Source organism: Pseudomonas sp. KU26590 (genome assembly GCF_026153515.1).
In the GTDB taxonomy this organism is placed as follows: Bacteria; Pseudomonadota; Gammaproteobacteria; order Pseudomonadales; family Pseudomonadaceae; genus Aquipseudomonas.
On sequence record NZ_CP110644.1, the window covers coordinates 4,072,554 to 4,094,845 of the forward strand.

The window sequence follows — 22,292 nt, forward strand, 5'->3', positions numbered from 1 at the left end:
ATGGCTGGCCCATCGGTTTCCCCTGTCAACGCTTCACCCTGCACCTCGCGATTTGATGCTCGTCGCCTGGCTCAGCGAAGCCCTGGCGCACAAATACCACTTTCTCGGCATCACCTTCGGCCTGACCCTGGCCGAGCGGATTCTTGAACGCTTCTGGGATGACCTGTTCCCGGCGCTGGACGAAGGCCTGGAAGAACGCGCCGCGCGCCTGGCCTGGCTGAAGACCACCCTGGCCGACGTGGTGGGCGGGCTGCCGATCACCCAGGGCGACTCGTTCGGCCTGCTGCGCTACGACGAGTCCCGGCACATCGAGAACCTGGCGCTGCAAAACCCCCAGGCCATGCGCATCGCGCTGGACGAAGGCAAGATCAACGCGGAAATCTTCCAGCGTTCGGTGGTGCTGACCGACACCGAACACTTCCTGCGCAAGGCCTCGGAAATCACCGACAGCCTGCAGGCCTGCCGGGCGTTGCAAGCCACGGCGGATCGTCTGTTTGGTGTTGAGGCGCCAAGCTTCGCCGGCCTGAGCGAGATCCTTTCCCGCGCCGCGCAACTGGCGGAAAAACTGCTCAAGGACCGTGGCGTGGAGGTCAATCCGGCGCCCGCGCAACCGACCGTCGAGCCTGTCGCCGAAACAGCCGATCAACCCGCTGCGGGGCCTGCCATGACCATCACCGTGAAAGACACCGCGTCAGTGCCCCTGCGCACCACCCCGCTGACCCGCGACGAAGCCTTCACCATGCTCGCCGGCGTCGCCCAGTTCTTCAAACAGACCGAGCCACAAAGCCCGGTGCCGTACCTGATCGAACGCGCGATCAAATGGGGCAACATGCCGCTGGAAGGCTGGCTGAACGACGTCATCAAGGACAGCAACGTGGTGGACAGCATTCGCGACGTGCTGGGGACCAAAGAGCCGAAGGGCTGATACGGCACGCAAGTGCGGTTGCCGGGGACAGATTGATTTAGGGTGAAGCCCTGTAAATCAATCTGTCCCCATAAACAGCTCTGACTGCAGGACCGGCTTAAGCCGGGAAGAGGCTGGTGTCACCACCATTTCCACTGAATGCACGCGCACTCACTGTAGGAGCCGGCTTGCTGGCGAACGTGGTGGCGCTGGACTGGAGATGCCGACTGACCCACTGCGTTCGCCAGCGAGCCGGCTCCTACAAACCGAATAAATCGGATCAATGGCTTCCAGGCGGAAGCAGGTCCTGGTGACCGCACGCAGTCTTTCTAGTGGAACCGGGTTTAGCCGGGAAGAGGCCGGTGTGGCCAGTCGCGATGTCGCGGCCTTACAAGGTACCTCAGGTCTGATTGCCACCCCGGCTCAATGCACCCAGGCGACCGGAGATCGACTGCATGCCTTTGCCCAGTTCGCGCAAGGTGCCGGCATCCCGCGCGCCTTGTTCGCTGGAGGCGTGAATGCGCACCGCCAGCTCATTGATTTCGTGGGTGACATGGCTCTGTTCCTGGGCGGCCACCGCGATCTGATGGGCGCGTTGCACGATGTCGTCGAAGCTGAAGACGGTGGTGCCCAGTGTGGCGGCGACGTTGACGGCCTGTTGCACCGACTCACGGGTGCGCGTGGCGCCGTTCTGCATCGTCGAGACCGCCGCAGTGGAGGCCTGACGCAGTTGCGAGATCATCTCCTGAATCTCGTTCGCCGAGGCCTGGGTGCGCCCTGCAAGGGTGCGGACCTCATCGGCCACCACCGCAAAGCCACGCCCCTGTTCGCCTGCGCGCGCTGCTTCGATGGCGGCGTTGAGGGCCAGCAGGTTGGTCTGTTGCGAGATCGATTTGATCACCTCCAGCACGCTGCCCACGCGCTCGATGTCATCGCCCAATTGGGTGATGGCGCCCGCCGCCCCGGCAATGTCCGTTGCCAGTACTTCGATGGACTGGCTGTTGCTGTTGACCTGATCCTGGCTTTTCTGCGCATCGCCCAGCGAACGGCGGGCGGTGTCGGAGCAGTCCGTGGTGTTCTGGGCGACTTCGTTGGCACTGGCCGACATCTCGGTGATCGCGGTCGCCAGCAAGGTGTTGTCCTGGCGCTGGGATTCGGCCCGCTCGGCGACGCCTTGGGACAGCTGCGCCAGGTCGTTGGCCTGGCGTTCCAGGGACACCGATTCCTCGGCGATGCGGTGCAGCATGTTGCGCAGGGAACCTGCGTATCGGTTGACCGACTCACGCAGCGCGCCGATCTCGTCAGCCCGCAAAATCGCCAGTTGAGTGTCGGTACGCCCGCCCTGCCCCAGGCTGTCGATTTGCGCGGTGGTTTCCTCCAGTTGCGCCAGCAGCCGCTTGCCTGCCAGCCAGGCCAGACCCAGCAGCACGCCCAACAGCGGCAACAGGAATAACAGAATTTGTCCGGTGAGGCGGTTGGCCAGGCCGACGACGCGGGCTTCCGGGGTCACCAGGCCAATGCGCCAGCCCGTGCCGGCCATGGTCGCCAAGGTGACGTAGGCCGGGCCGTTGAGCCGGCCATCCTGCTCAATCCTCAGAGTTGAGAGGGCCGAGGTGTTGCTCGCGAGCTGATCAGCCACCGGCTTCAACCAAGGTTGCTCCTGGCTCAATCCGGTAATGGTCAGCAGGCCCTTGGTGCCTTTCGCATCGGGGAAATACAGCACGTTGCCTGAAGGATCCACCGCGAATGCGTAGCCGTCGGTGACGCCGCCTTTCTCTTTGAGGAAAGCCGCCAGACCGTCAAGTTTCAGGTCGATGGTCGCGACCCCGGCAAACGCGCCCTGCGCCCGATAAGGGACGCTGCAGGTGGTCATGGCCACGCCGCTGACCGGGTCCTGGTACGCATCGGACCAGACGCAACGGCCTGCCGGTGAAGATTTGGCCCCGGTGTACCAGGTTTCAGCCTGATAGGGCGGCGTTTTGGCCTGGTTGTATTCGTCCGAAAAGTCCAGCCGATTGCCCGCGTCCCGTGCCCAGAAAAAACTGCGACGCTCGGTGCCTGCAGCAAATGCGTTGGGCTCCGGCCACACGCCGCCACCGGCGATGGCGGAATCCCCCTGGCTGTCGATCAGCGCGGGGAAATTGCTCATGTACAGGGTTTCTTCGCGGGGCAGCGTCTCTGCCAGCAGCGCCATGGCAGCAGCGGTCCCTTCGATGCGGCTCAAGGGCAACGCCAGCTGACGGGTGATGGCGCTGGCTGACTGCTCCGCCGACTCAGTGCCGGCGGCCACCAGTTGGGGTTTGCCCCCCAGGGTCATGACCGCAAAAATCGCCACCGCCGTGAGCACCAGCAATGCCAGGATCCCCAGAGTCATTCGTCCAGCAATACGGCGGGGAATCAAAGACATGGTCAAACTCCGAAGGAAATGTAGGGCTACATTTGCAACGGCCGTGACAGGAAAAAGTTGAAGCCGGAACGATGTTTAAGCGACATCGGCGACAGGTGGTTATAGGACGACTCGCCAAGCGTCTCCCCGCCCCCCGGTCAGACCTCCATTGCGTCCCGCGCCACCTGAATGTGGTCGGGCAGTTCCGCGGCATGTTCCAAAAACCACGCATCCAGCGTATGCCCGACATGGGTCAGCACGGCTCGCGTAGGCTTGAGCGCTTCAATGATCTGCAGCGCCAGATTCACATCATTGTGGTTACGCGGCGTCTGCGGTTGCGGCGGCATGGAGCAGTCGAGGACCAGCACGTCGAGCGCCTCGCGCTGCAAAAAAGCCCGGGTGTCGTGGGGCAAGCCGACGGTGTCGGTGAGATAGGCGATGCGCCGGCCGCCGCCTTCGAGCAAATAACCCAGCGTCGGTTTGGAGTGCAGCAGCGGCAGTGCGGTGAGTTGCAGTTCGCCCAGCGCGCGGCTTTCGAAGGGCATGAACGGCTGGCTGAAATCGAGAATGCCGGGGTGTTTGTACAGGTCCGACAGCCCTTCGGCGTCCACCGGGCCGTGGACCGGGATGACCAGCCCCTGCCCCCAGCGCAGGTGCAGCAGACCTTGAGCATGGTCGGCGTGGTAGTGGGTTTGCAGGATTCCACTGAGGCTGCGCGGCGGGAAGCGTTCGGTCAGGTCGGGCAAGCCGCTGTCGATCAGCCAGCGCTGTTCGCCCAGTTCCACCAGCGCGCAACACGGGCGTCGACGCAGGCGTTGGTCGGCGTGGGCGGCGTGACAGGCTGCGCATTCACAGCCGTAGACCGGCACTTGCCGCGCATCCCCTGTGCCCAAAAGGGTCAGGCGCATGCGGGGGCGCGCTCCAGTCGCTGCATCAATCGGGCGACGGTTTGCTCCAGCGCGCCGGAGTTGTCCAGCACGATCAACGACGGGTCGCTCACCTGCACGTCGTCAGCAAACTGTGCATTGCGCGCCAGTCGGGTTTCGATGTCTTCGGCCGATTCCCGCGCGCGACTGAGCAATCGATGCCGCAATACCGATTGATCCACGGTCAGCAGCACCACACACAGCGACGGATAACGCGACCGCGCTTGAGGCAGATGGCCGCGCGAGCCGTTGACCAGCACGTCGTGACCGCCGGCCAGCCATTGATCGATCTCTATAGGGATGCCGTAATGCAAGCCGTTGGCCGACCAGCTCAAGGCAAACGCGCCCTGGCCCTGCAGTTCGTCGAAGCGCTCAATGCTGACGGCCTGGGCCGCTTCGCCCTTGGCTTCCGCCGATCGGGTGATGACCCGCCGCACGATGCGGCAGTCCCGCGCGGCCAATGCCTCGCGGGCCGCGTCCAGCAGGCTGTCCTTGCCCGAACCCGAGGGCCCGATGAGATAGATCAACCTGCCTGCCATCAAAACACCCTCTTCGCTTGTCGCCAGACTTGTTGAATGATCGGCAGTGTGCCCAGAGCCCGTGCCTGGATCAGGTCGGCGCGCAGGCCGACACGAATTTCGCCGCGATCGTGCAAGCCCGCTGAGCGGGCCGGCGCCAGGCTGACCGTGGTCACCGCGCGGGCCAGTCCGGCGCCTGTCGACGCATCCGCTGACACCTGCGACTCATCCAACTGGGCGCCCAGGGTGAACGCCGCCTGCAGCAGGCTGGCCGGATAGTAATCGCTGGAGAGAATATCCAGTAGCCCTTCTTTGGCCAATGTCGCCGCCGCGATGTTGCCCGAGTGCGAGCCACCGCGAACGATGTTCGGCGCACCCATCAACACGCTCATGCCCAGACGCCGGCAGCCCTGCGCCGCCTCAAGGGTGGTCGGGAACTCGGCGATGCTCATGCCGTAGGCCGCCGACTCTTCTACATGAGCCAGGGTGGCGTCGTCATGACTGGCCACCGACAGCCCGCGCGCCAGGCAGATGTCAACGATGGCCCGGCGATAACGGTCGCTGTAGGTCTTGGAATTGGCCACCTGCTCGACGATGAAGGCGTCCATCTGCTCGCTGCTCAGGTGGTACTTGCCCATGTAGTACTCACGGTACTTGGATTTCAGGGCGAACTGGCGCTGCCCCGGCGAATGGTCCATCACCGACACCAGTTGAACCAGCGGCTGCTCGACCAGGTCGCGGAACACGCTGAGGGTGTCCGGGTGGCAGACCTCGCAGCGCAGGTGCAGGCGGTGCTCGGCGCGGGTCAGGTCGGCAGCGTTTGCCGAAGCGATCGCCTCGATCATGCCCGGCAGTTGCTGCATGCGCTTGCCCTTGGGATTGACGTCGCCGATGGACAGCGCGTCGAACACCGTGGTGATGCCCGCCGCGATGATTTGCGCATCGTGGCTCATCACCGCCGAGGCCGAGGGCCAGTCCACACCGGGGCGCGGGCTGAGGTGTTTTTCGAGGTTGTCGGTGTGCAGCTCGACCAACCCCGGCAGCAGGTAATCGCCGTTGAGGTTTTGCGCCTGGGACAGCTGGCTGATGCTGTCATCGACTTCGCTGATCAAACCGTCGCGCAGCACCACGGTGCCGATAAAGACGTGCTTGGCAGTGACGATCTTGGCGTTGGTCAGGATTTGTTCGTTCAGCATTGTTCGGTCTCCTTCAGGCTCGACGCCATCGACGCCATCGACGCCTGCGGGTCAAGGTCGGGTGGGGTCATGTCCAGATTACGGTCGGACACCGCTTCCCGGGCCAGTCGGTCGTGGAAGATGCCGATCACTGCGGCGCCGGCGCACTTCGCTTCATTGATCAATTCGAGGACCACCTGGCGATTGCCGTCGTCCAGCGAGGCAGTCGGCTCGTCCAGCAGCATCACCGGCCACGGCACCATGAAGCCGCGGGCGATGTTGACGCGTTGCTGTTCGCCACCGGAAAACGTCCCCGGCGCCAGCTGCCAGAGGCGCTGGGGAATGTTCAGCCGAGCGAGCAGATGCTCGGCGCGGGCCTGGGCGTCTTCGCGCTTCCAGCCACGGGCCAGGGCCGGTTCCATGACCACATCGACGGTGGCGACGCGCGGGATGACGCGCAGAAACTGGCTGACGTAGCCGAGGGTGTGCTGGCGCACTTGCAGCACGTCCCGGGGCGCAGCACCGACCAGTTCCAGCCACTCGCCCTGATGCTGCACGCGAATGCTGCCGCCGGCCGGCAGGTAGTTGCCGTACAGGGTGCGCAGCAGCGTGCTTTTGCCCGCGCCCGAATGGCCATGGAGCACCAGGCATTCGCCGCCGCTGACGGAGAAATTCAGGCCGCGCAGCACGTTGAGCACGACGCCGTTTTGCTGGTGCAGGGTGAAGGTTTTCGAGAGGTCACGGACCTCGATCAGAGCGTTCATTGGAGGCATCCTGAAAGTCGGATCATGGCTGCAGCACCGAAGACACCAGCAGCTGCGAATACGGATGTTGCGGGTCGTCGAGGATCTGGTCGGTCAGGCCGGTTTCCACGACGTGGGAACGGCGCATGACCATCAGCCGATCGGCGAGCAAGCGGGCCACGGCCAGGTCGTGGGTGACGATGACCACCGCCAGGTCCAGCTCACGCACCAGCCCGCGCATCAGGTCGAGCAAACGCGCCTGCACCGACACGTCGAGGCCGCCGGTGGGCTCATCCATGAACACCAGCCGTGGGCCGGACACCAGATTTCGGGCGATTTGCAGGCGCTGCTGCATGCCGCCGGAAAAGGTCCGCGGCAAGTCGTCGATGCGCGCCGGGTCGATCTCCACCTGATTGAGCCAGTCCAGCCCCGCCGCCCGCAGCGCCTGATAATTGCGCACGCCCTGGGCCATCAGCCGCTCGCCGATATTGGCCCCGGCCGACACCGCCATGCGCAGGCCGTCGCGGGGGTTCTGCTCGACGAAGCCCCACTCGGTGCGCAGCAAGGTGCGGCGCTCGGCCTCGCTGGCGCTGTACAGGTCCAGCCATTCACCGGCATTTTTATGGGTGTCGGCGAGGCGGTAATCGATGACGCCGCGGTCGGGCGGGCAACGGCCGCTGAGCAGTGAGAGCATGGTCGATTTGCCCGAGCCGGATTCGCCGACGATGCCCAGCACCTCCCCCGGGTACAGCTCGAAGCTGACGTCCTGGCAGCCTTTCTCCGGGCCGTACAACTTGGTCAGTCCGCGCACTTTCAGCAGCGGCTGGGTGCGATCGCTGGCGGCATCCCGGTCAATCGGTTGAGCAGCATTCATTGCGCGGCCCTCCCCTGACTGACCCGTTGCGCGCAGTAATCGGTGTCCGAGCAGACGAAGCTCTGGGTGCCCTGATCGTCGAGGATCAGCTCGTCGAGGAACGAGTCATGGCTGCCGCAGATCGCACAGTTGTGTTCCCACTTCTGCACTTCAAAAGGGTGATCCTCGAAGTCCAGGCTGGTGACGCGGGTGAACGGCGGCACCGCGTACAGGCGCTTCTCGCGACCGGCGCCGAACAGCATCAGCGCCGGGCTCATGTCGAGTTTCGGGTTGTCGAATTTGGGGATCGGCGACGGGTCCATGACGTAGCGCCCGTCGACGGTCACCGGGTAGGCGTAGGCCGTGGCGATGTGGCCGAAGGTGGCGATGTCTTCGTAGAGCTTGACGTGCATGACGCCGTAATCATTCAGGGCGTGCATGGTGCGGGTCTCGGTTTCCGAGGGCTCGATGAAGCGCAGCGGCTCGGGGATCGGCACCTGATAGACCATGATCTGATCGGCGTGCAGCGGCGTTTCCGGGATGCGGTGACGGGTCTGGATGATCGTCGCTTCGGGGGTGCGCTCGGTGGTGGCGACACCGGCAGTGCGGGCAAAGAAACGGCGGATCGACACGGCGTTGGTGGTGTCGTCGGCGCCCTGATCGATGACTTTGAGCACGTCTTCGGCGCCGAGGATCGCGGCGGTCAGTTGCATGCCGCCGGTGCCCCAGCCATAGGGCAACGGCATTTCACGGCCACCGAAGGGCACTTGATAACCGGGAATGGCCACGGCCTTGAGCAGGCCGCGACGGATCATGCGTTTGGTCTGTTCATCCAGATACGCGAAGTTGTAGGCCTCGTCTCGCGGGGCTTGTGGTTGTGGCTGCGGACGTGGCTGCGTGGCGGCGTTCATTGAGCCTGCTCCTTGGAGGGCTTGCGCAGTTTGCGGATCAGTTCCAGTTCGGACTGGAAGTCCACGTAGTGCGGCAGTTTCAAGTGCGAGACGAAACCGGCGGCCTCGACGTTGTCGCAGTGGGCGAGCACGAACTCTTCCTGCTGGGCCGGCGAGACAATTTCCTCGCTGTATTCACCGGCGCGCAGCGAGCGGTCCACCAGCGCCATGCCCATGGCTTTGCGTTCGGCGTGCCCGAAGGCCAGGCCATAGCCGCGGGTGAACTGCGGCAGCTCGGTGGCGGACCCGACGAACTGGTTGACCATTTCGCACTCGGTCACCTCGATGGCGCCGATGGCGATCGGAAAGCCCAGCTCTTCCGGCTCGATCCACACTTCCACGTCACCCACCCTAATTTCGCCGGCAAACGGGTGGTTGCGGCCGTAGCCGCGCTGGGTCGAATAGCCCAGCGCCAGGAGAAAGCCTTCATCGCCCCGGGCCAGTGCTTGCAGGCGCTCGGCGCGGCTGGCCGGGTACTCCAGCGGCTCGCGGGTGATGTCGGCGACCGGCGCGCCGGTGTCCTGTTCTTCCTTGATCAGGCCTTCTTTGGCCAGCAGCCCCAGCACCCGCGGGCAGTCCTGAACGGCGGCATCGGCCTGGACTTCAGGCCCGGGAAACTCCCCTTCCGCCAGCAAGGTGAAGTCCAGCAAACGGTGGGTGTAGTCGAAGGTCGGCCCCAGCAACTGACCGCCGGGCACGTCCTTGAACGTGGCCGACAGACGCCGGTTGAGCTGCATGGCGGAGGTGTTGATCGGCAGGCTGGCGCTGAAGCGGGTCAGTGTGGTGCGGTAGGCGCGCAGCAGGAAGATCGCTTCAACCAGATCGCCGGCCGACTGCTTGATCGCCAGCGCCGCCAGTTCGGCGTCGTACAGCGAGCCCTCGGTCATCACCCGGGCGACGGCGAGCGGCAGTTGCTGGCGGATCTGTTCAACGCCCAGCTCGGCAACGGAGGTGTCGCCCCGGCGCTGTTTCGCCAGCAGTTTGTGGGCATTGTCGATGGCCTGTTCGCCACCCTTGACGGCGACGTACATCAGGCGGCTCCTCTCGTGGGTTGAGGACTCGACGGCTGCGGCTTGGGCGGCAACGGTTTGAACGCCACCTGAGTGCTGCGCGGCAGGCCGAGCAATTCGCTGCCGGCGACGAAGAACACGTCGATGCCGCGGGGGAAGTCATTGCGCGCTTCGCGCTCGTGCCAGAACGCTTCCTGCAACGGCAGGCTGACGTGGTTTTTGCTTTCGATGCCCGGTCCATGCCACGCCAGTTGCGTGCCGCCCTGCAGGCTCGGCAACTGAACCAGCAGCGTGCAGGACTGATCGGGATAGCGATCGTTGCCCAGGTCGAAACCGCTGAGGTCGTGCAGCTGGCTGTCGTCGAGCAGCGCGAAGCGGGCGTTCTGCCGGTCGCTGACGATCGGGCAGCCGCAATGAAAGGTCAGGTTGGCGCGAATGGCCTGGGTGTCGAACTTGGGGGCGAGCCACAGCGGCGTGTCGATATCCAACAGCGCCAGGCACAGGGCGTGACTGGCCGCGGCGAGGCCTTCGAGGTGCGGCGGGGTTTGCGTGGCGAGCAGGCTCTGGGCGACACCGGGCCCGGCCAGCGCCTTGAGGGCGGCGCGAAAACTGCGCTGGGCATCCAGCACCGGATCGGCGAATGCCGGCTGCAACAGCGAGGCGGGCAAGGATTGAGTTGCGAGAGACGTGCTCATCAGTTTTCTCCTCTGACCAGGGTGAAGAAGTCCACTTTGGTCGCGGCGGTTTCGGCTTGTTGTTGGGCCCGGCGCAGGTCTTGCGCGCGGGCCAGCGGGTCGATCAGGTCGCTGATCCAGTGCGCCTGTTGGGCGCCCTGCAGATGCGCGTCGGCCAGGGCGGCGAGTTCGGCGTGGGTCTTGTCGCGCCCGGCCAGGTAGCTGAAGCCGGTGCGGCCGTCGGCCAGACGCACCACGCAACGGGTCACGGTCATCTCGCCGACGTTGAACGGCGCGCCGCTGCCGCCCATGCGGCCCCGCACCAGGGTCATGCCGATTTCCGGGGCGCGGATCAGTTGGTAGTCGGCGTCACGCAACGCGGCTTCGTGGGCCAGCAGTTCGGCGCGGCGGCTGCGCGAGAGCACGCCAATCCAGTGCTGGCGGGCAGACTGTTCGGGGGCTGAAGCGTCGGGCGCGCTGGAGGAAACGGATGTGGCAGTCATCGAGGGCATCTCCGTCAGGTGACGATCTGATACTGGAAGCGGTCGGAGCGGCTGGTGGAATGGGCAATCTCCACCGGGTTTCCGTGCGCATCGTGGGAAAGGGTGAGCACCGTCAGCGCTGGCAAATGACGGGGCATCAGCAGCACGCTGGCCTCTTCGCGACTGGGCAGGCGCGCGCCGATCAGGCTGAAGGTGCGGGTCAACGGCAACTGGCGTTCGGCAAGGAACTGGCGCACCGAGCCGCTGATGTAGTCAGCGATCAACGCCGCGCGGGTGGCGCAGTAACGGTGGCGAATCAGGCAGACCGGCTGGCCGTCGAGGCGGCGCAGGGTTTGCAGTTCGATCAGCGGCGCGTGGGGTTCAAGGCCCAGGTGCCCGGCCTCCTCCGCCGTCGCCGTGCAGAGCCTGCGTTGCAGCAGCACCGCTTCAACGCCGTGGCCCAGCGCGGCGAGGGATTCGCTGTACGCGCTGCCGGCGGCAACCGGGTACACCAGCGGACGCCCCAGTACCTGGGTGCCTTTGCCCTGGCGGCGCAGCAAACTGCCTTCGCGCACCAGTTCGTCGATGGCCCTGCGCACGGTGTGCCGGTTGACCTCGAAGCGCGCGGCCAGCTGGACTTCCGCGGGCAGGTATTCGCCGGCGATGTAGCGGTCAAGTTCACTGCGCAGGGTCTGCGCCAGTTCGCGGTACCTGGGTTCCCGGTGAATGGGTTCTCGATGAAGCGGTTCGGATTGTCTAGACAACTGCATGGCTAAAAAAAGGGTTCGCACCCTCTCCTGTCGTGGTCATTAGATGAACTGCTTGCGCAGGCGCTGGGAGAAGATGTCGATGACGCTCACCACCACGATGATCACCAGCAGCACCGAACAGGTCTGGGTGAACTGGAAGGCGCGGATGTTTTCCCAGAGGATCACGCCGATGCCGCCGGCACCGACCATCCCCACCACCGTCGCCGAGCGCACGTTGGATTCGAAGCGGTACAGCGCGTAGGAAATCCACAGCGGCATGACCTGCGGGATGACCCCGAAGATCACTTCCTGCAAGGCACTGGCGCCGGTGGCACGCACGCCCTCGACCGGGCCCGGATCAATCGCTTCCACCGCTTCGGCGAACAGTTTGGCGAGCACGCCGGTGGTGCTGATCCACAACGCCAGGACCCCGGCAAACGGGCCCAGGCCGACAGCCACCACGAAGAGCATCGCGAAGACCATTTCGTTGATCGAGCGGAAGGCATCCATGACCCGGCGCAGCGGCTGGTGAATCCACCACGGGGTGATGTTGTCGGCGCAAAGAATGCCCAGCGGTACCGAGCAGACGATCGCCAGCAGCGTGCCCCAGAGGGCGATCTGCACGGTGACGATCATTTCCTTGAGGTAGGCGCGCCATTCGTGGAAGTCAGGCGGGAAGAAGTCGGCGGCGAAGGTCGCCATGTTGCCGGAGTCGCGGTACAACGCCAGCGGGTTCATTTCCGCGCCGTGCCAGGCCCAGGCCATCATCGCCAGGAACAGGCCCCAGCCCAGGTATTGCGGCCAGCTGCGCTTGCCAGCGGCCTGGATGTAAGCAGCGTGAGTGGTCATAAAAAGTCCGGTTGCGAACGGGTAAAGCGTCATGACTGGCGCGCTGTGCCTGCACGTGGTTTACCCACACAGGCAAGCGCGCCCCGTGCATCAACCCGCCTTGGCGGTGCCTTGTTTTTCCAGCTCGGAAATACGGTCCTGCAGCTTGGTCAGCCCGGCGTCGATGTCTTTCAGGCGGGTGGCCTTCTCGTCGGCGCTGAGGGTGTTGCTGGCCGTGGTTTCGGTCTTCTGCTTGAACAGCTCGAGCTGGCGGATGGTCAGCAACTGGTCGTCCGAGGACTTGAGGAACTTGCCCATCTGCATGTTCTTCAGCACGGCCTTTTCTTCGTCGGTGTCACCGTAGTTGGCGAAGAAATCGCGGATCTTGTTCTTGTCCGCGTCCGACAGGCCCTTGCGCCAGACCATCGGGTCGGCCGGGATCAGCGGCGATTTCCAGATCACCTTGAGCATCGCGGCCTTGTCCGGCTGGGTGACTTCCAGACGGTCCCAGCTTTCGGTGTTGAAGGTGGCGACGTCCAGTTGCCCTTTGGCCACGCTGAGGGCGTTGACTTCATGGCTGGAGTTCAGCGTGCGTTTGAAGGCGGTGGCGGCGTCGACGTGGTTCTGCGCGAACACGTAATAGCCCGGCACCAGATAGCCCGAGGTGGAGTTCGGGTCGCCGTTGCCGAAGGTCAGTTCCTTGGCGTGCTTGAGCATGTCCTCGACCGAATTGATCGGGCTGTCCTTGCGCGCAATGATCACGCTCCAGTAGCCGGGCGCACCGTTGGCGGCAGCGGTCTGGGCGAAGATCTCCCCGCCGGACCGGTCAACCGCTTCCATGGCCGCCTTGTTGCCGAGCCAGGCCACATCCACCTTGTTGAAACGCATGCCCTGGATCAGGCCGGCGTAGTCGGAGGCGAATGTGGCGTTGACTTTCAGCCCGGTCTTTTTCGTCATGTCGTCGAGGAACGGCTGCCAGACGCTCTTCAGGTTTTGCGAGGACTCAGTGGACATGATGCCGAAGTTGATGACGTTGTCGTCGGCCTGCGCAGTGCCCATCAGGCAACCGGCGACGACAGCGGCAGACGCGAATACGCGCCCGATACGGTTCAACATGGGGAACTCCCGGAGCTGGGTTGGTTGTTGGGGTGTTGTCTGGTTTATGTGGTTTGTCAGTGCTGCAGCTGAATCAGGCGCGGGCCATCATCAGTTGCGGGGGTCGTTCAGAGTCCCGTGCGCTGCCGTCGAACATCAGGCTGGTGTCAGCGTCGGCGCCGTACAGGTCGTTGAGGAACTGGCTGTTGAGCTCGCAGCCGTTGCCGTCGAAGTGAATGCGCCCGCCCTTGAGTGCCACGGCACGCGCGCAATACCGCACGGCGTAATCCACCTGATGCAGGGTGACGACGACGGTCTTGCCGTCCTTGCGATTGATGTCGGCGAGGATTTCCATCACCTTGCGGGCGGACTCGGGGTCGAGGGATGCAATGGGTTCGTCGGCGAGAATGACTTCGGCCTGCTGGGTCAGCGCGCGGGCAATGGCCACTCGCTGCTGCTGGCCGCCGGACAGGGTCGAAGCCCGCTGCGGTGCCAGATCGGCGAGGCCGACGCGGTCGAGGTTGGCCATGGCGCGGGCTTTCTCCTCAGCGTTGAACAGGCCCAGGCTGCCACGCCAGCGCGGCATACGGCCGAGGCAGCCGAGCAGGACGTTGTCGAGCACGCTGAGGCGGTTGACCAGGTTGAATTGCTGGAAGATGTAGCCGATGTCGGCGCGCAGGCGCCGCACTTTGCCGTTGAGGCGGCCCGAAGCCTGCACTTCGCGGCCCAGCACCTGGACGCTGCCACCGTTGCTGCGATCGCAGCAGGCCAGCCCGGCCAGATGGCGCAACAGCGTGGACTTGCCGGAACCGGAAGCGCCGATCAGCGCCACCATTTCCCCGTGTTGTATAGACAATGCGAGGTCAACCAAGGCGGACTTTCCAGCAAATGTCTTGTTCAAGCGGTCGACGTGGATGGCTGCGTTCATGGGCTTCTCTGGTCTTGTGATTCCAGCGTCCTGCCGGGGTGAGTGATCAGCCGCACGACCGTCCATGGCCGCGTTCGGTGCGAGTGACATTAGGGGTAGGCTGTGGCAGTTCCATGAATCGAAGATGACCGCGGGGTGGCAGTTCGGAGACGCTTTGCTACGGGATTTTTCGGGGGTTTTGTGGACATCAGGACGTCGAAGGGCGGTTTAGCCGCTGTGCGGGCTAGACAAGTTGCGCGGATGTTGAAGGCTGGATGGCGGGGTTAAGGATGGGCCTGAAACAAATAATTCGTGCCGTTGGTCTGTTGCCCTAGCAGGATTGGCTTTATCCGGGAAAGCGACGGGTGTTACGCCGCCGTACTGATGCCTGGCAGCGGTTCTGTAGGAGCCGGCTTGCTGGCGAACGCGGTGGGTCAGAACCGAAAGTGTTGGCTGACGAAACCGGTTCGCCAGCAAGCCGGCTCCTACAGTTTCGCGTCGTGCCTGCGTTGGTGGGACTGGCTTTAGCCGGGAAAGCGTCAGGCGTCACGCCGCAGAATTGAGGGTGTACACACTGGCCTCTTCCCGGCTGAAGCCGGTCCCACTATGGAAATGCATTTCGACCGTAGGACCGGCTTTAGCCGGGAAGGCGTCGGATGGCGCGCTGCAGAATTGAGGTCGGGCGGCATTCTGTGGGAGCCGGCTTGCTGGCGAACGCGGTGGGCCAGAACCGAAAGTGTCGGATGACGAAACCGGTTCGCCAGCAAGCCGGCTCAGTTTCGCGTCGTGCCTGCGTTGGTGGGATTGGCTTTAGCCGGGAAAGCGTCAGGCGTCACGCCGCAGAATTGAGGGTGTACACACTGGCCTCTTCCCGGCTGAAGCCGGTCCCACTATGGAAATGCATTTCGACCGTAGGACCGGCTTTAGCCGGGAAGGCGTCGGATGGCGCGCTGCAGAATTGAGGTCGGGCGGCATTCTGTGGGAGCCGGCTTGCTGGCGAACGCGGTGGGCCAGAACCGAAAGTGTCGGATGACGAAACCGGTTCGCCAGCAAGCCGGCTCAGTTTCGCGTCGTGCCTGCGTTGGTGGGATTGGCTTTAGCCGGGAAAGCGTCAGGTGGCGCGCTGCGGGATTGAGGGTGTGGAGACTGGCCCTTTCCCGGCTGAAGCCGGTCCCACAAGATCACCGCATCCCGTCAGTGAGACCTGTGACGCGGAGCGTCAGGGGATGCATTCCCACGCGGAGCGTAGGGAACGATCACCTCGTACCTAGTGGGACCGGCTTTAGCCGGGAAGCCTTTGATGTGCTTTTGATCTTGATCTTCAAACACAAATAGTTCAGACGACGCCCATCGCGACTTGGGTGCAGGCTGAACGCAGGTCTCGCGGAGTGGGCCGAGCGGCATGGATGCCGCGAGAGCCGCCCCCCGCCATGGATGGCGGATGGCGGCGGGCCCACGGAGCGGGACCGGAGTGAAGGAACCCCGAGGAACGAGGGGCCCAACCAGGAGCAGGCACTTTTGCTTACTTTTGGATGGTGCGACTTTCGACTTTTCAAAAGTAAGTCGCCGAAGGCGAAACGGTCTGCCCCCAGGCAGACGCCTTTGATCTAGATCCTGAAGGTCCCCACCAAATGCTGCAACCGCGCCGTCTGATGCTCCAGGTGCGTACAAGCGTCGAGCGTAGACTTCAGGTTATCGACGCCTTCCTGGTTCAGCGTATTGATCTCAGTGATATCGACATTAATCGACTCGACCACCGCCGTCTGCTCCTCGGTCGCAGTCGCCACCGACTGGTTCATGCCATCGATTTCGCCGATCCGGCGGGTCACGCTGTTGAGGCGTTCACCGGCCTGATTGGCAATGATCACGCTGTTCTCGCTCTGGCGCTGGCTCTCGGTCATGTTGATCACCGCGTCGCGCGCACCGACCTGCAATTCCTCGATCATGCCCTGCACCTGCTGCGCCGAATCCTGGGTACGGTGAGCCAGGTTCCTCACCTCGTCCGCCACCACCGCAAAACCACGGCCCGCTTCCCCTGCCCGCGCCGCTTCGATGGCGGCATTGAGCGCCAGCAAGTTGGTCTGCTGGGAAATACCGGTAATCACTTCCAGAATCTGCCCGATGTTCGCCGTCTTGTTGTTCAAGGTTTCAATGTTGGCGCACGACTCGCTGATCTTCTCGGACAGCTGGTTCATCGCCTTGATGGTCTGGCTGACAACGCTCTGACCTTCACTGGCCAGTTGCGTGGCTTCGCTGGAATGCTGGGACGCCAGCGCGGCGTTCTGGGCGATTTCCTGGGCGGCGGCGCCGAGCTGGTTGATCGCGGCGGCCACACTGCTGGTGCGGCTGGTCTGCTGATCGGAATTGCCCATCGACGAGTTGGAAGCCCCAACCACGCGCGCCGCGACTTCACCCAGTTGCCCAGCGGTCGAGGCCACTTCGCGGATCGAGCCGTGGATACGTTCCACGAAACGGTTGAACGACTGCGCGAGCGCGCCAAATTCATCCTGGGAGACGATGGCCAGACGCTTGGTCAGGTCGCCCTCGCCGTCGGCCATGTCCTGCATTGCCCGGCCCATCTGGTGCAACGGCTGCATCAGGGTACGGATCAGCAGGCCCAGCAGGAGCATGATGATCGCCACCGCGATGACCATTGCCAAGATCGCCGAAGAGCGGAATTCGCTGAGCATCGAGTAGGCCGCGTCGCGGTCGAGCACCAGTGCCACGTACCAGTTCGCCGAGGACAGCCCTTCCACCTTGGTGAACGAGATGATCTGCGCCTTGCCGCCGGATTCGATTTCCGCCACGCCCGGCGCGATGGTCGGCGCGCCGCTCGGGTAAGCCTCGCTGACGTTCTTGAGGATCAGCTTGCTGTCCGGGTGGATGAGAATCTTGCCGTCGGCGCTGACGATGTACGCATAGCCATGGCCGCCGAAGTTCAGCGAGTTAATGGTCTTGCTGATCGCGTCCAGGGAGATGTCCGCGCCCGCGACGCCGATCATCTGCCCTTGCTGTCGCACCGGCGTGGCCAGTGTCACCACCAGCTTGCCCGACGACGCGGCGATGTACGGTTCAGTCACGATAATGCCCTGCGCCGCGTCGGCGGCCTTGTACCAGCCACGGGCCCGCGGGTCATAGTCGGCCGGGCGATTGCCCGTCGGCACGGAGAACATCACGCCGTCCTTGCTGCCGAAATAACTGAGCTGGAAATTGTCCGGGTACACCGGCAAACCGATCACCCGCTGCAGGCTGCCTGCCGCCGGACCGTCAACCGCGATCTGCTGGGCCATGGAGTTGAGCAACTGCGTGCGGCTGTCGAGCCAGGTTTGAATGTTTTGAGTGGTCAGGCTTCCCATCTGTTGAAGTTCGGAGGCGACGCTGTTCTTCAGGGTTTCGCGCTGGCGATAATCGTTCACCAGAATGAAACACGAGAAAGCAACTACCACGATGAGTGCAGCGGCCAGCAGGATCTTTTTGCTGAAACCCAGACGTTTGATCATATGCGTGTGTCCATAACCAGAGATGACAGCGACGAGAGTGCGATGCCGATAGGTGCGCTGCGCTTTGCACGGGTGCTGCAGGGAAAGAGAAGGCACGGCCTGAAAGATGTTTCGGCAGCGGACGCAGGGAGTTTAGGGCCGGGTACTAATGAAGATTCAGGGTGGTTATTTGAGGGGTTAAGCGGTTGAGTCTCTATCCAAATGAGGGGCGTTTACGTGGTGGCTGGATCCAAAGATTGAGGGTGTGCAGACTGGCCCCTTCCCGGCTGAAGCCGGTCCTACAAAAGCACCGCATCCCGTCAGTGAGACCTGCGACGCGGAGCGCCAGGGGATGCATTCCCACGCGGGGCGGGGGAACGATCAGGCGATCAAGGTTCATACCGCAGAATTGGCAGCGCTCAAACCGGCCTCTTCCCGGCTAAAGCCGGTCCCACTAACAGCAGCGCGTGCATTCATTGCGACCGACTCCGACTGTAGGACCGGCTTCAGCCGGGAAGCTCTTGATCTGCTTTTGATCTTCGTATCCCGGGGATCACACCCGATCGGTCATCGCCGCCATGGCCACGGAGGTGGCGGCGGTGCGGGTTTCGACGCCGAGTTTGATGTAGATGTGTTCCAGGTGTTTGTTCACCGTGCGCGGGCTCAGTTGCAGGATGTCGGCGATGTCTTTGTTGGTTTTGCCGCAGGACACCCAGCGCAGCACTTCGATTTCCCGGTCGGTGAGCTGGAAGCGCCGGGACAGTTTGCCGTAGGCGGATTTGTCTTCAAACGTCACCGGCTGCGACGCCGTGCGGGCGGATTGCAGGATGCGCGCGGTGCGCAAGTGCGAAGCGACCCGGGCCAGCACTTCGGCGCACTCGATCGGCTTGGTGACGTAGTCGATAGCGCCGGCCTCGAAACCCTGCACCACGTGCTCGCTGTCGGTCAGCGCGGTCATGAACAGCACAGGAATGTTGGCGGTGTCCGGCTGCGCCTTGATCAGGCGGCAGGTGTCGAAGCCGTTCAGGCCGGGCATCATCGCGTCCAGCAGAATCAGGTCCGGACGCCGACGCTGGATGCGGGTCAACGCGCTGTGCCCGTCCAGCGCCACCAGCACCATGTACCCCGCCTCGTCGAGCGCATCGGACAGCAGCGCCAGGTTATCGGGTACGTCATCGACGATCAGGATGACGCCGTTTTCAGCGGCTCGGGTCATGGCGTCCATTAAGGGCCTCCTTCAATTGAAGACTGAGTTCATCCAGGCGAAAACCTGACGCCAGGGTTCGCAGGCGGGTGACAAAACCGGCGCTGTAAATGTTCTCGCGCTCGATGGCGTCGAGTTTTTGTTGAATGCCACGGATATAGCCCAGGCCGCACAGCTCATACAGCTCTTCCAGATCTTCGCGCGACGGCAACACCCCCGGCGTTTGCACCAGCAACGGGGCACTGCGCAAACGCCGCTGCCAGGTCAGTTGCAGATGGTGCTGAATCCGGTCCAGCAGTTGCGGCAAATGCAGGGGTTTGGCCAGGTAGTCATTGCAGACCTGCAAGCTGCGTTCCTTGTCATCGGCGAAGGCATTGGCGTTGGCCGACAGCACGATGATCGGCGCCAGGGACAGCGCGTTGCGGCGGATCATCCGACTGGTCGCCCAACCGTCCATGTCCGGCATGGACAGGTCCATCAGGATCAGGTCCGGGTGCAGCAGCGACACCTGCCTGACCGCTTCTTGCCCGTTGGCCGCCTGCGCCACGTCAAAACCCAGCGGCATGAGCATGCCGCTGATGACCTTGCGGTGCTCGATGTGATCGTCCACCACCAGAATCAGCCGCCGCTGACCGTCGTAACCGATGACGTCGTGGTTGACGTCGATGATCGCCTTGGGCACCCGCACTTCGGACAGGAACAGCCGCACCTGAAACCGCGTGCCTTCATCAGGCTGGCTGCTGACGGACAGGGCGCCGCCCATCAACGCCGTGAGCATCCGCGTGATGGTCAGCCCCAGACCCACACCGTTGTCTTGCCGTACCAGCCCGCCGCGTTCGAACGGCTGAAAAATCCGCTCGATCTGTTCCGGCGCGATGCCGATACCGGTGTCGATGATGTCGAAGGTCGCTGTTTCGCGGCGGTAACTGACCCGCAGGCAGACTTCCCCGCTGTCAGTGAAGTTGATCGCGTTGCCCAGCAGGTTGATCAGGATCTGCCGCACCCGCTTCTCGTCGCCGCGCACCACTTCCGGCATGCGCCCGATCAGCTCCAGGCGAAAGTGCAGGCCTTTCTCCCGGGCCGTGCTGGCGAACATTTTCTCCAGGTCGTCGAGAAACTCCTGGAACAGGATTTCGGTCGGCTCCAGCCGCAGTTTGCCGGCTTCGATCTTGGCCACGTCCAGCAGGCCGTCGATCAGCGACAACAAATGCGAACTGCTGCGCATGATGGTCGCCAGGGAATCCAGATGTTTGCTAGGGGTGGCGCTGTCCCGTTGCAGGATCTGGGTGAAACCAAGAATGCTGTTGAGCGGCGTGCGCAGCTCGTGGGACAGCCCGGTGACATAGCGGCTCTTGGCGGCGTTGGCGGCCTCCGAGGCTTCCTTGGCTTCCTGCAGCGCCTGATCGGTTTTGTGGTGCGCCTCGATTTCCTGTATCAACAACGCCGTCTGCCGCTCGGATTCTTCCAGGGCCACGCGCCGGCTCTCCCGGGTCAGCACCACCCACCAGGCCAGTACGCCGGCGAACACGCAAAAGGTCAGGAACGCCTTGAGAAACGCCAGCATCAGGGTGTGATGCACCTGAGGCGACTGATCGATCAGCCCGTGTGAGACCTGGCTGTAAATCATCGTCAGCGCCCCGGTCAGGGTCAGCACCAGCACGGTGAGCAGGCCCAGGTATTGCGCCAGCCGGGTGTGCAGGTATTGGCGTGGCAAGCGGGGCAGCAGGCGGCCGATCAGGTCCTCGAACTGCATCGACAGCCGCGAGCGGGTTTTGCATTGATCGCCGCAGCGGGCGTCCAGCGAACAGCACAACGAGCAGATGGGCGAACCGTACGCCGGGCACCAGGCCATGTCCGGGGTTTCGAAACTATTGCTGCACACGCCACAGCGCAGGCTGGTCTGGCGCCCGAGGGGGAACAGCAGGCCGGGGTCGCTTTCCCGGGCGATGTAGTAACGGCCTTTGGTCAGCCAGGCGATCAACGGCGCCGCTATCAGCGCCGTGGTCAGGGAAATCAGCGGTGGCGCGGCGCGGGCCACCTCCCCCAACGCACCGAAATGGGCACACATGGACAGCAGTGACGCAATAAACATCGCGCCGACGCCCACCGGGTTGATGTCGTACAGGTGCGCGCGCTTGAACTCAATGTACGTGGGCGAGAGACCGAGGGGCTTGTTGATCACCAGATCGGCCACGAGCGCGCCGATCCAGGCGATGGCGACATTGGCATAGAGGCCAAGCACTTCCTCAATGGCGTCGAACACGCCGAGTTCCATGAGAATCAGCGCGATAGCGACGTTGAACACCAGCCAGACCACCCGGCCCGGATGGCTGTGGGTGACCCGGGCGAAGAAGTTCGACCAGGCCAGGGACCCGGCGTAGGCGTTGGTCATGTTGATCTTGATCTGGGAAATGATCACGAACAGCACCATGGCCGCCAGCGCCCACTCCGGGGAGGCAAACACGTAATTGAACGCCACCAGGTACATCTGCGTCGGCTCAGCCGCGCGTTCGATGGGCACTTGATGTTGCAGGGCGAGGAAAGCAAGAAAGGCCCCGGCCATGATTTTCAGGCCGCCGGGGATGACCCAGCCGGGCCCGGCCATCAGCAGCGCGGCCCACCAGCGCTTGCGGTTGCGGCGGGTTTTTTCCGGCAGAAAGCGCAGGTAGTCCACCTGCTCGCCGATCTGCGTCACCAGGGACAACGCCACGCTGAACGCGGCGCCGAACAGCAGCAGATTGAAGGTGCCGCCCTCACCTTCGCGCCCGGCAAAGCTGGTGAGGTCGGACAGCGCGTCAGGGTTTTTCCAGATCACGAACACGTACGGCACGATCAACAACGTCAGCCACAACGGTTGCGACCACATTTGCAGGCGACTGATCAGGGTGATGCCGTAGGCCACCAGCGGGATGACGATGATCGAGCAGATCACGTACGCCAGCGCCAACGGAATGTGGGTGTACAGCTCCAGCGCCAGGGCCATGATCGCCGCCTCGAGGGCGAAGAACAGAAAGGTGAAACTGGCGTAGATCAACGAGGTGATGGTCGAGCCGATGTAGCCGAAGCCGGCGCCACGGGTCAGCAGGTCCATGTCCACGCCATAACGCGCGGCGTAGTAGCTGATGGGCAGCCCGGTGAGAAAGATCACCACCGTCATGGCGATGATGGCCCATAAGGTGTTGGTGAAGCCGTAGCTCATCACCAGCGCGCCGCCGATGGCTTCCAGTGCCAGGAATGACACGGCACCGACTGCGGTGTTGGCGATGCGGAACTCCGACCATTTGCGAAAGGACTTGGGCGTGAAACGCAACGCGTAGTCTTCCATGGTCTCGTCGGCGACCAGACGATTGTAATCGCGGCGCACCTTGATGATGCGTTGAGAGCCGGAGGGTCGCACTGAGGGGTTCCT

General features: G+C 63.6%; 17 protein-coding genes and 3 pseudogenes. 1 reads left to right on the forward strand and 19 read right to left on the reverse strand.

Going from position 1 to position 22,292, the window contains the following annotated elements:
• Positions 1-46 precede the first annotated feature (46 nt).
• Positions 47-925: pseudogene (gene tssA / locus OKW98_RS17855) on the forward strand (type VI secretion system protein TssA); the annotation flags it as partial.
• Positions 926-1,304: 379 nt separating this feature from the next.
• On the opposite strand, the gene OKW98_RS27600 reads toward tssA, so the two are convergent.
• The 19 genes and pseudogenes from OKW98_RS27600 to OKW98_RS17940 all read right to left on the reverse strand — a co-directional run bounded on the left by OKW98_RS27600 (position 1,305) and on the right by OKW98_RS17940 (position 22,280).
• Complete coding sequence (locus OKW98_RS27600) at positions 1,305-2,444, reverse strand: methyl-accepting chemotaxis protein (RefSeq protein ID WP_416148508.1); 1,140 nt, start codon at positions 2,442-2,444, stop codon at positions 1,305-1,307.
• Between the two features lie 33 nt (positions 2,445-2,477).
• Positions 2,478-3,311, reverse strand: a pseudogene (locus OKW98_RS27605) (cache domain-containing protein); the annotation flags it as partial.
• A 137-nt stretch (positions 3,312-3,448) separates the two neighbouring features.
• Positions 3,449-4,198 carry a phosphonate metabolism protein PhnP gene (gene phnP / locus OKW98_RS17865; protein ID WP_265385973.1) on the reverse strand — a complete coding sequence of 250 codons (750 nt, stop codon included), beginning with the start codon at positions 4,196-4,198 and terminating at the stop codon, positions 3,449-3,451.
• Positions 4,189-4,755, reverse strand: a complete 567-nt coding sequence (gene phnN, locus OKW98_RS17870; RefSeq protein ID WP_265385974.1) for a phosphonate metabolism protein/1,5-bisphosphokinase (PRPP-forming) PhnN — start codon at positions 4,753-4,755, stop codon at positions 4,189-4,191. Before phnN ends, phnP begins: the two co-directional genes overlap by 10 nt.
• Positions 4,755-5,930 (reverse strand): alpha-D-ribose 1-methylphosphonate 5-triphosphate diphosphatase, encoded by a 1,176-nt coding sequence (locus OKW98_RS17875; protein ID WP_265385975.1) that lies wholly within the window; start codon positions 5,928-5,930, stop codon positions 4,755-4,757. Before OKW98_RS17875 ends, phnN begins: the two co-directional genes overlap by 1 nt.
• Complete coding sequence (gene phnL, locus OKW98_RS17880) at positions 5,924-6,673, reverse strand: phosphonate C-P lyase system protein PhnL (protein WP_265385976.1); 750 nt, start codon at positions 6,671-6,673, stop codon at positions 5,924-5,926. The genes OKW98_RS17875 and phnL overlap by 7 nt, the downstream gene beginning before the upstream one ends.
• 22 nt (positions 6,674-6,695) lie before the next feature.
• Positions 6,696-7,526, reverse strand: coding sequence for a phosphonate C-P lyase system protein PhnK (phnK, locus tag OKW98_RS17885; protein ID WP_265385977.1), 831 nt, complete (start codon positions 7,524-7,526; stop codon positions 6,696-6,698).
• Complete coding sequence (locus OKW98_RS17890; RefSeq protein WP_265385978.1) at positions 7,523-8,416, reverse strand: alpha-D-ribose 1-methylphosphonate 5-phosphate C-P-lyase PhnJ; 894 nt, start codon at positions 8,414-8,416, stop codon at positions 7,523-7,525. The genes phnK and OKW98_RS17890 overlap by 4 nt, the downstream gene beginning before the upstream one ends.
• Positions 8,413-9,486: a carbon-phosphorus lyase complex subunit PhnI gene (locus tag OKW98_RS17895; protein WP_265385979.1), complete on the reverse strand. Its 1,074-nt coding sequence runs from the start codon at positions 9,484-9,486 to the stop codon at positions 8,413-8,415. Before OKW98_RS17895 ends, OKW98_RS17890 begins: the two co-directional genes overlap by 4 nt.
• Entirely contained in the window at positions 9,486-10,133 is a 648-nt protein-coding gene (gene phnH / locus OKW98_RS17900; RefSeq protein ID WP_265389764.1) for a phosphonate C-P lyase system protein PhnH, read from the reverse strand. The genes OKW98_RS17895 and phnH overlap by 1 nt, the downstream gene beginning before the upstream one ends.
• Before the next feature lie 26 nt (positions 10,134-10,159).
• A complete protein-coding gene (gene phnG / locus OKW98_RS17905) occupies positions 10,160-10,642 on the reverse strand; it encodes a phosphonate C-P lyase system protein PhnG (protein WP_265385980.1) in 483 nt (160 codons plus the stop codon).
• A gap of 14 nt (positions 10,643-10,656) precedes the next feature.
• Complete coding sequence (gene phnF, locus OKW98_RS17910) at positions 10,657-11,391, reverse strand: phosphonate metabolism transcriptional regulator PhnF (protein ID WP_265385981.1); 735 nt, start codon at positions 11,389-11,391, stop codon at positions 10,657-10,659.
• A gap of 39 nt (positions 11,392-11,430) precedes the next feature.
• On the reverse strand, positions 11,431-12,219 hold the full coding sequence (phnE, locus tag OKW98_RS17915) for a phosphonate ABC transporter, permease protein PhnE (protein WP_265385982.1): 789 nt from the start codon (positions 12,217-12,219) through the stop codon (positions 11,431-11,433).
• Between the two features lie 90 nt (positions 12,220-12,309).
• Positions 12,310-13,314, reverse strand: coding sequence for a phosphonate ABC transporter substrate-binding protein (gene phnD, locus OKW98_RS17920; protein WP_265385983.1), 1,005 nt, complete (start codon positions 13,312-13,314; stop codon positions 12,310-12,312).
• Positions 13,315-13,387: 73 nt separating this feature from the next.
• On the reverse strand, positions 13,388-14,221 hold the full coding sequence (gene phnC / locus OKW98_RS17925; protein ID WP_265385984.1) for a phosphonate ABC transporter ATP-binding protein: 834 nt from the start codon (positions 14,219-14,221) through the stop codon (positions 13,388-13,390).
• Between the two features lie 1,586 nt (positions 14,222-15,807).
• Positions 15,808-16,572 carry a methyl-accepting chemotaxis protein gene (locus OKW98_RS27610; protein ID WP_416148510.1) on the reverse strand — a complete coding sequence of 255 codons (765 nt, stop codon included), beginning with the start codon at positions 16,570-16,572 and terminating at the stop codon, positions 15,808-15,810.
• Between the two features lie 141 nt (positions 16,573-16,713).
• Positions 16,714-17,700, reverse strand: a pseudogene (locus tag OKW98_RS27615) (cache domain-containing protein); the annotation flags it as partial.
• Positions 17,701-18,232: 532 nt separating this feature from the next.
• Complete coding sequence (locus OKW98_RS17935) at positions 18,233-18,904, reverse strand: response regulator (protein ID WP_265385986.1); 672 nt, start codon at positions 18,902-18,904, stop codon at positions 18,233-18,235.
• Positions 18,879-22,280, reverse strand: a complete 3,402-nt coding sequence (locus OKW98_RS17940) for an ATP-binding protein (RefSeq protein ID WP_265385987.1) — start codon at positions 22,278-22,280, stop codon at positions 18,879-18,881. Before OKW98_RS17940 ends, OKW98_RS17935 begins: the two co-directional genes overlap by 26 nt.
• Positions 22,281-22,292 lie beyond the last annotated feature (12 nt).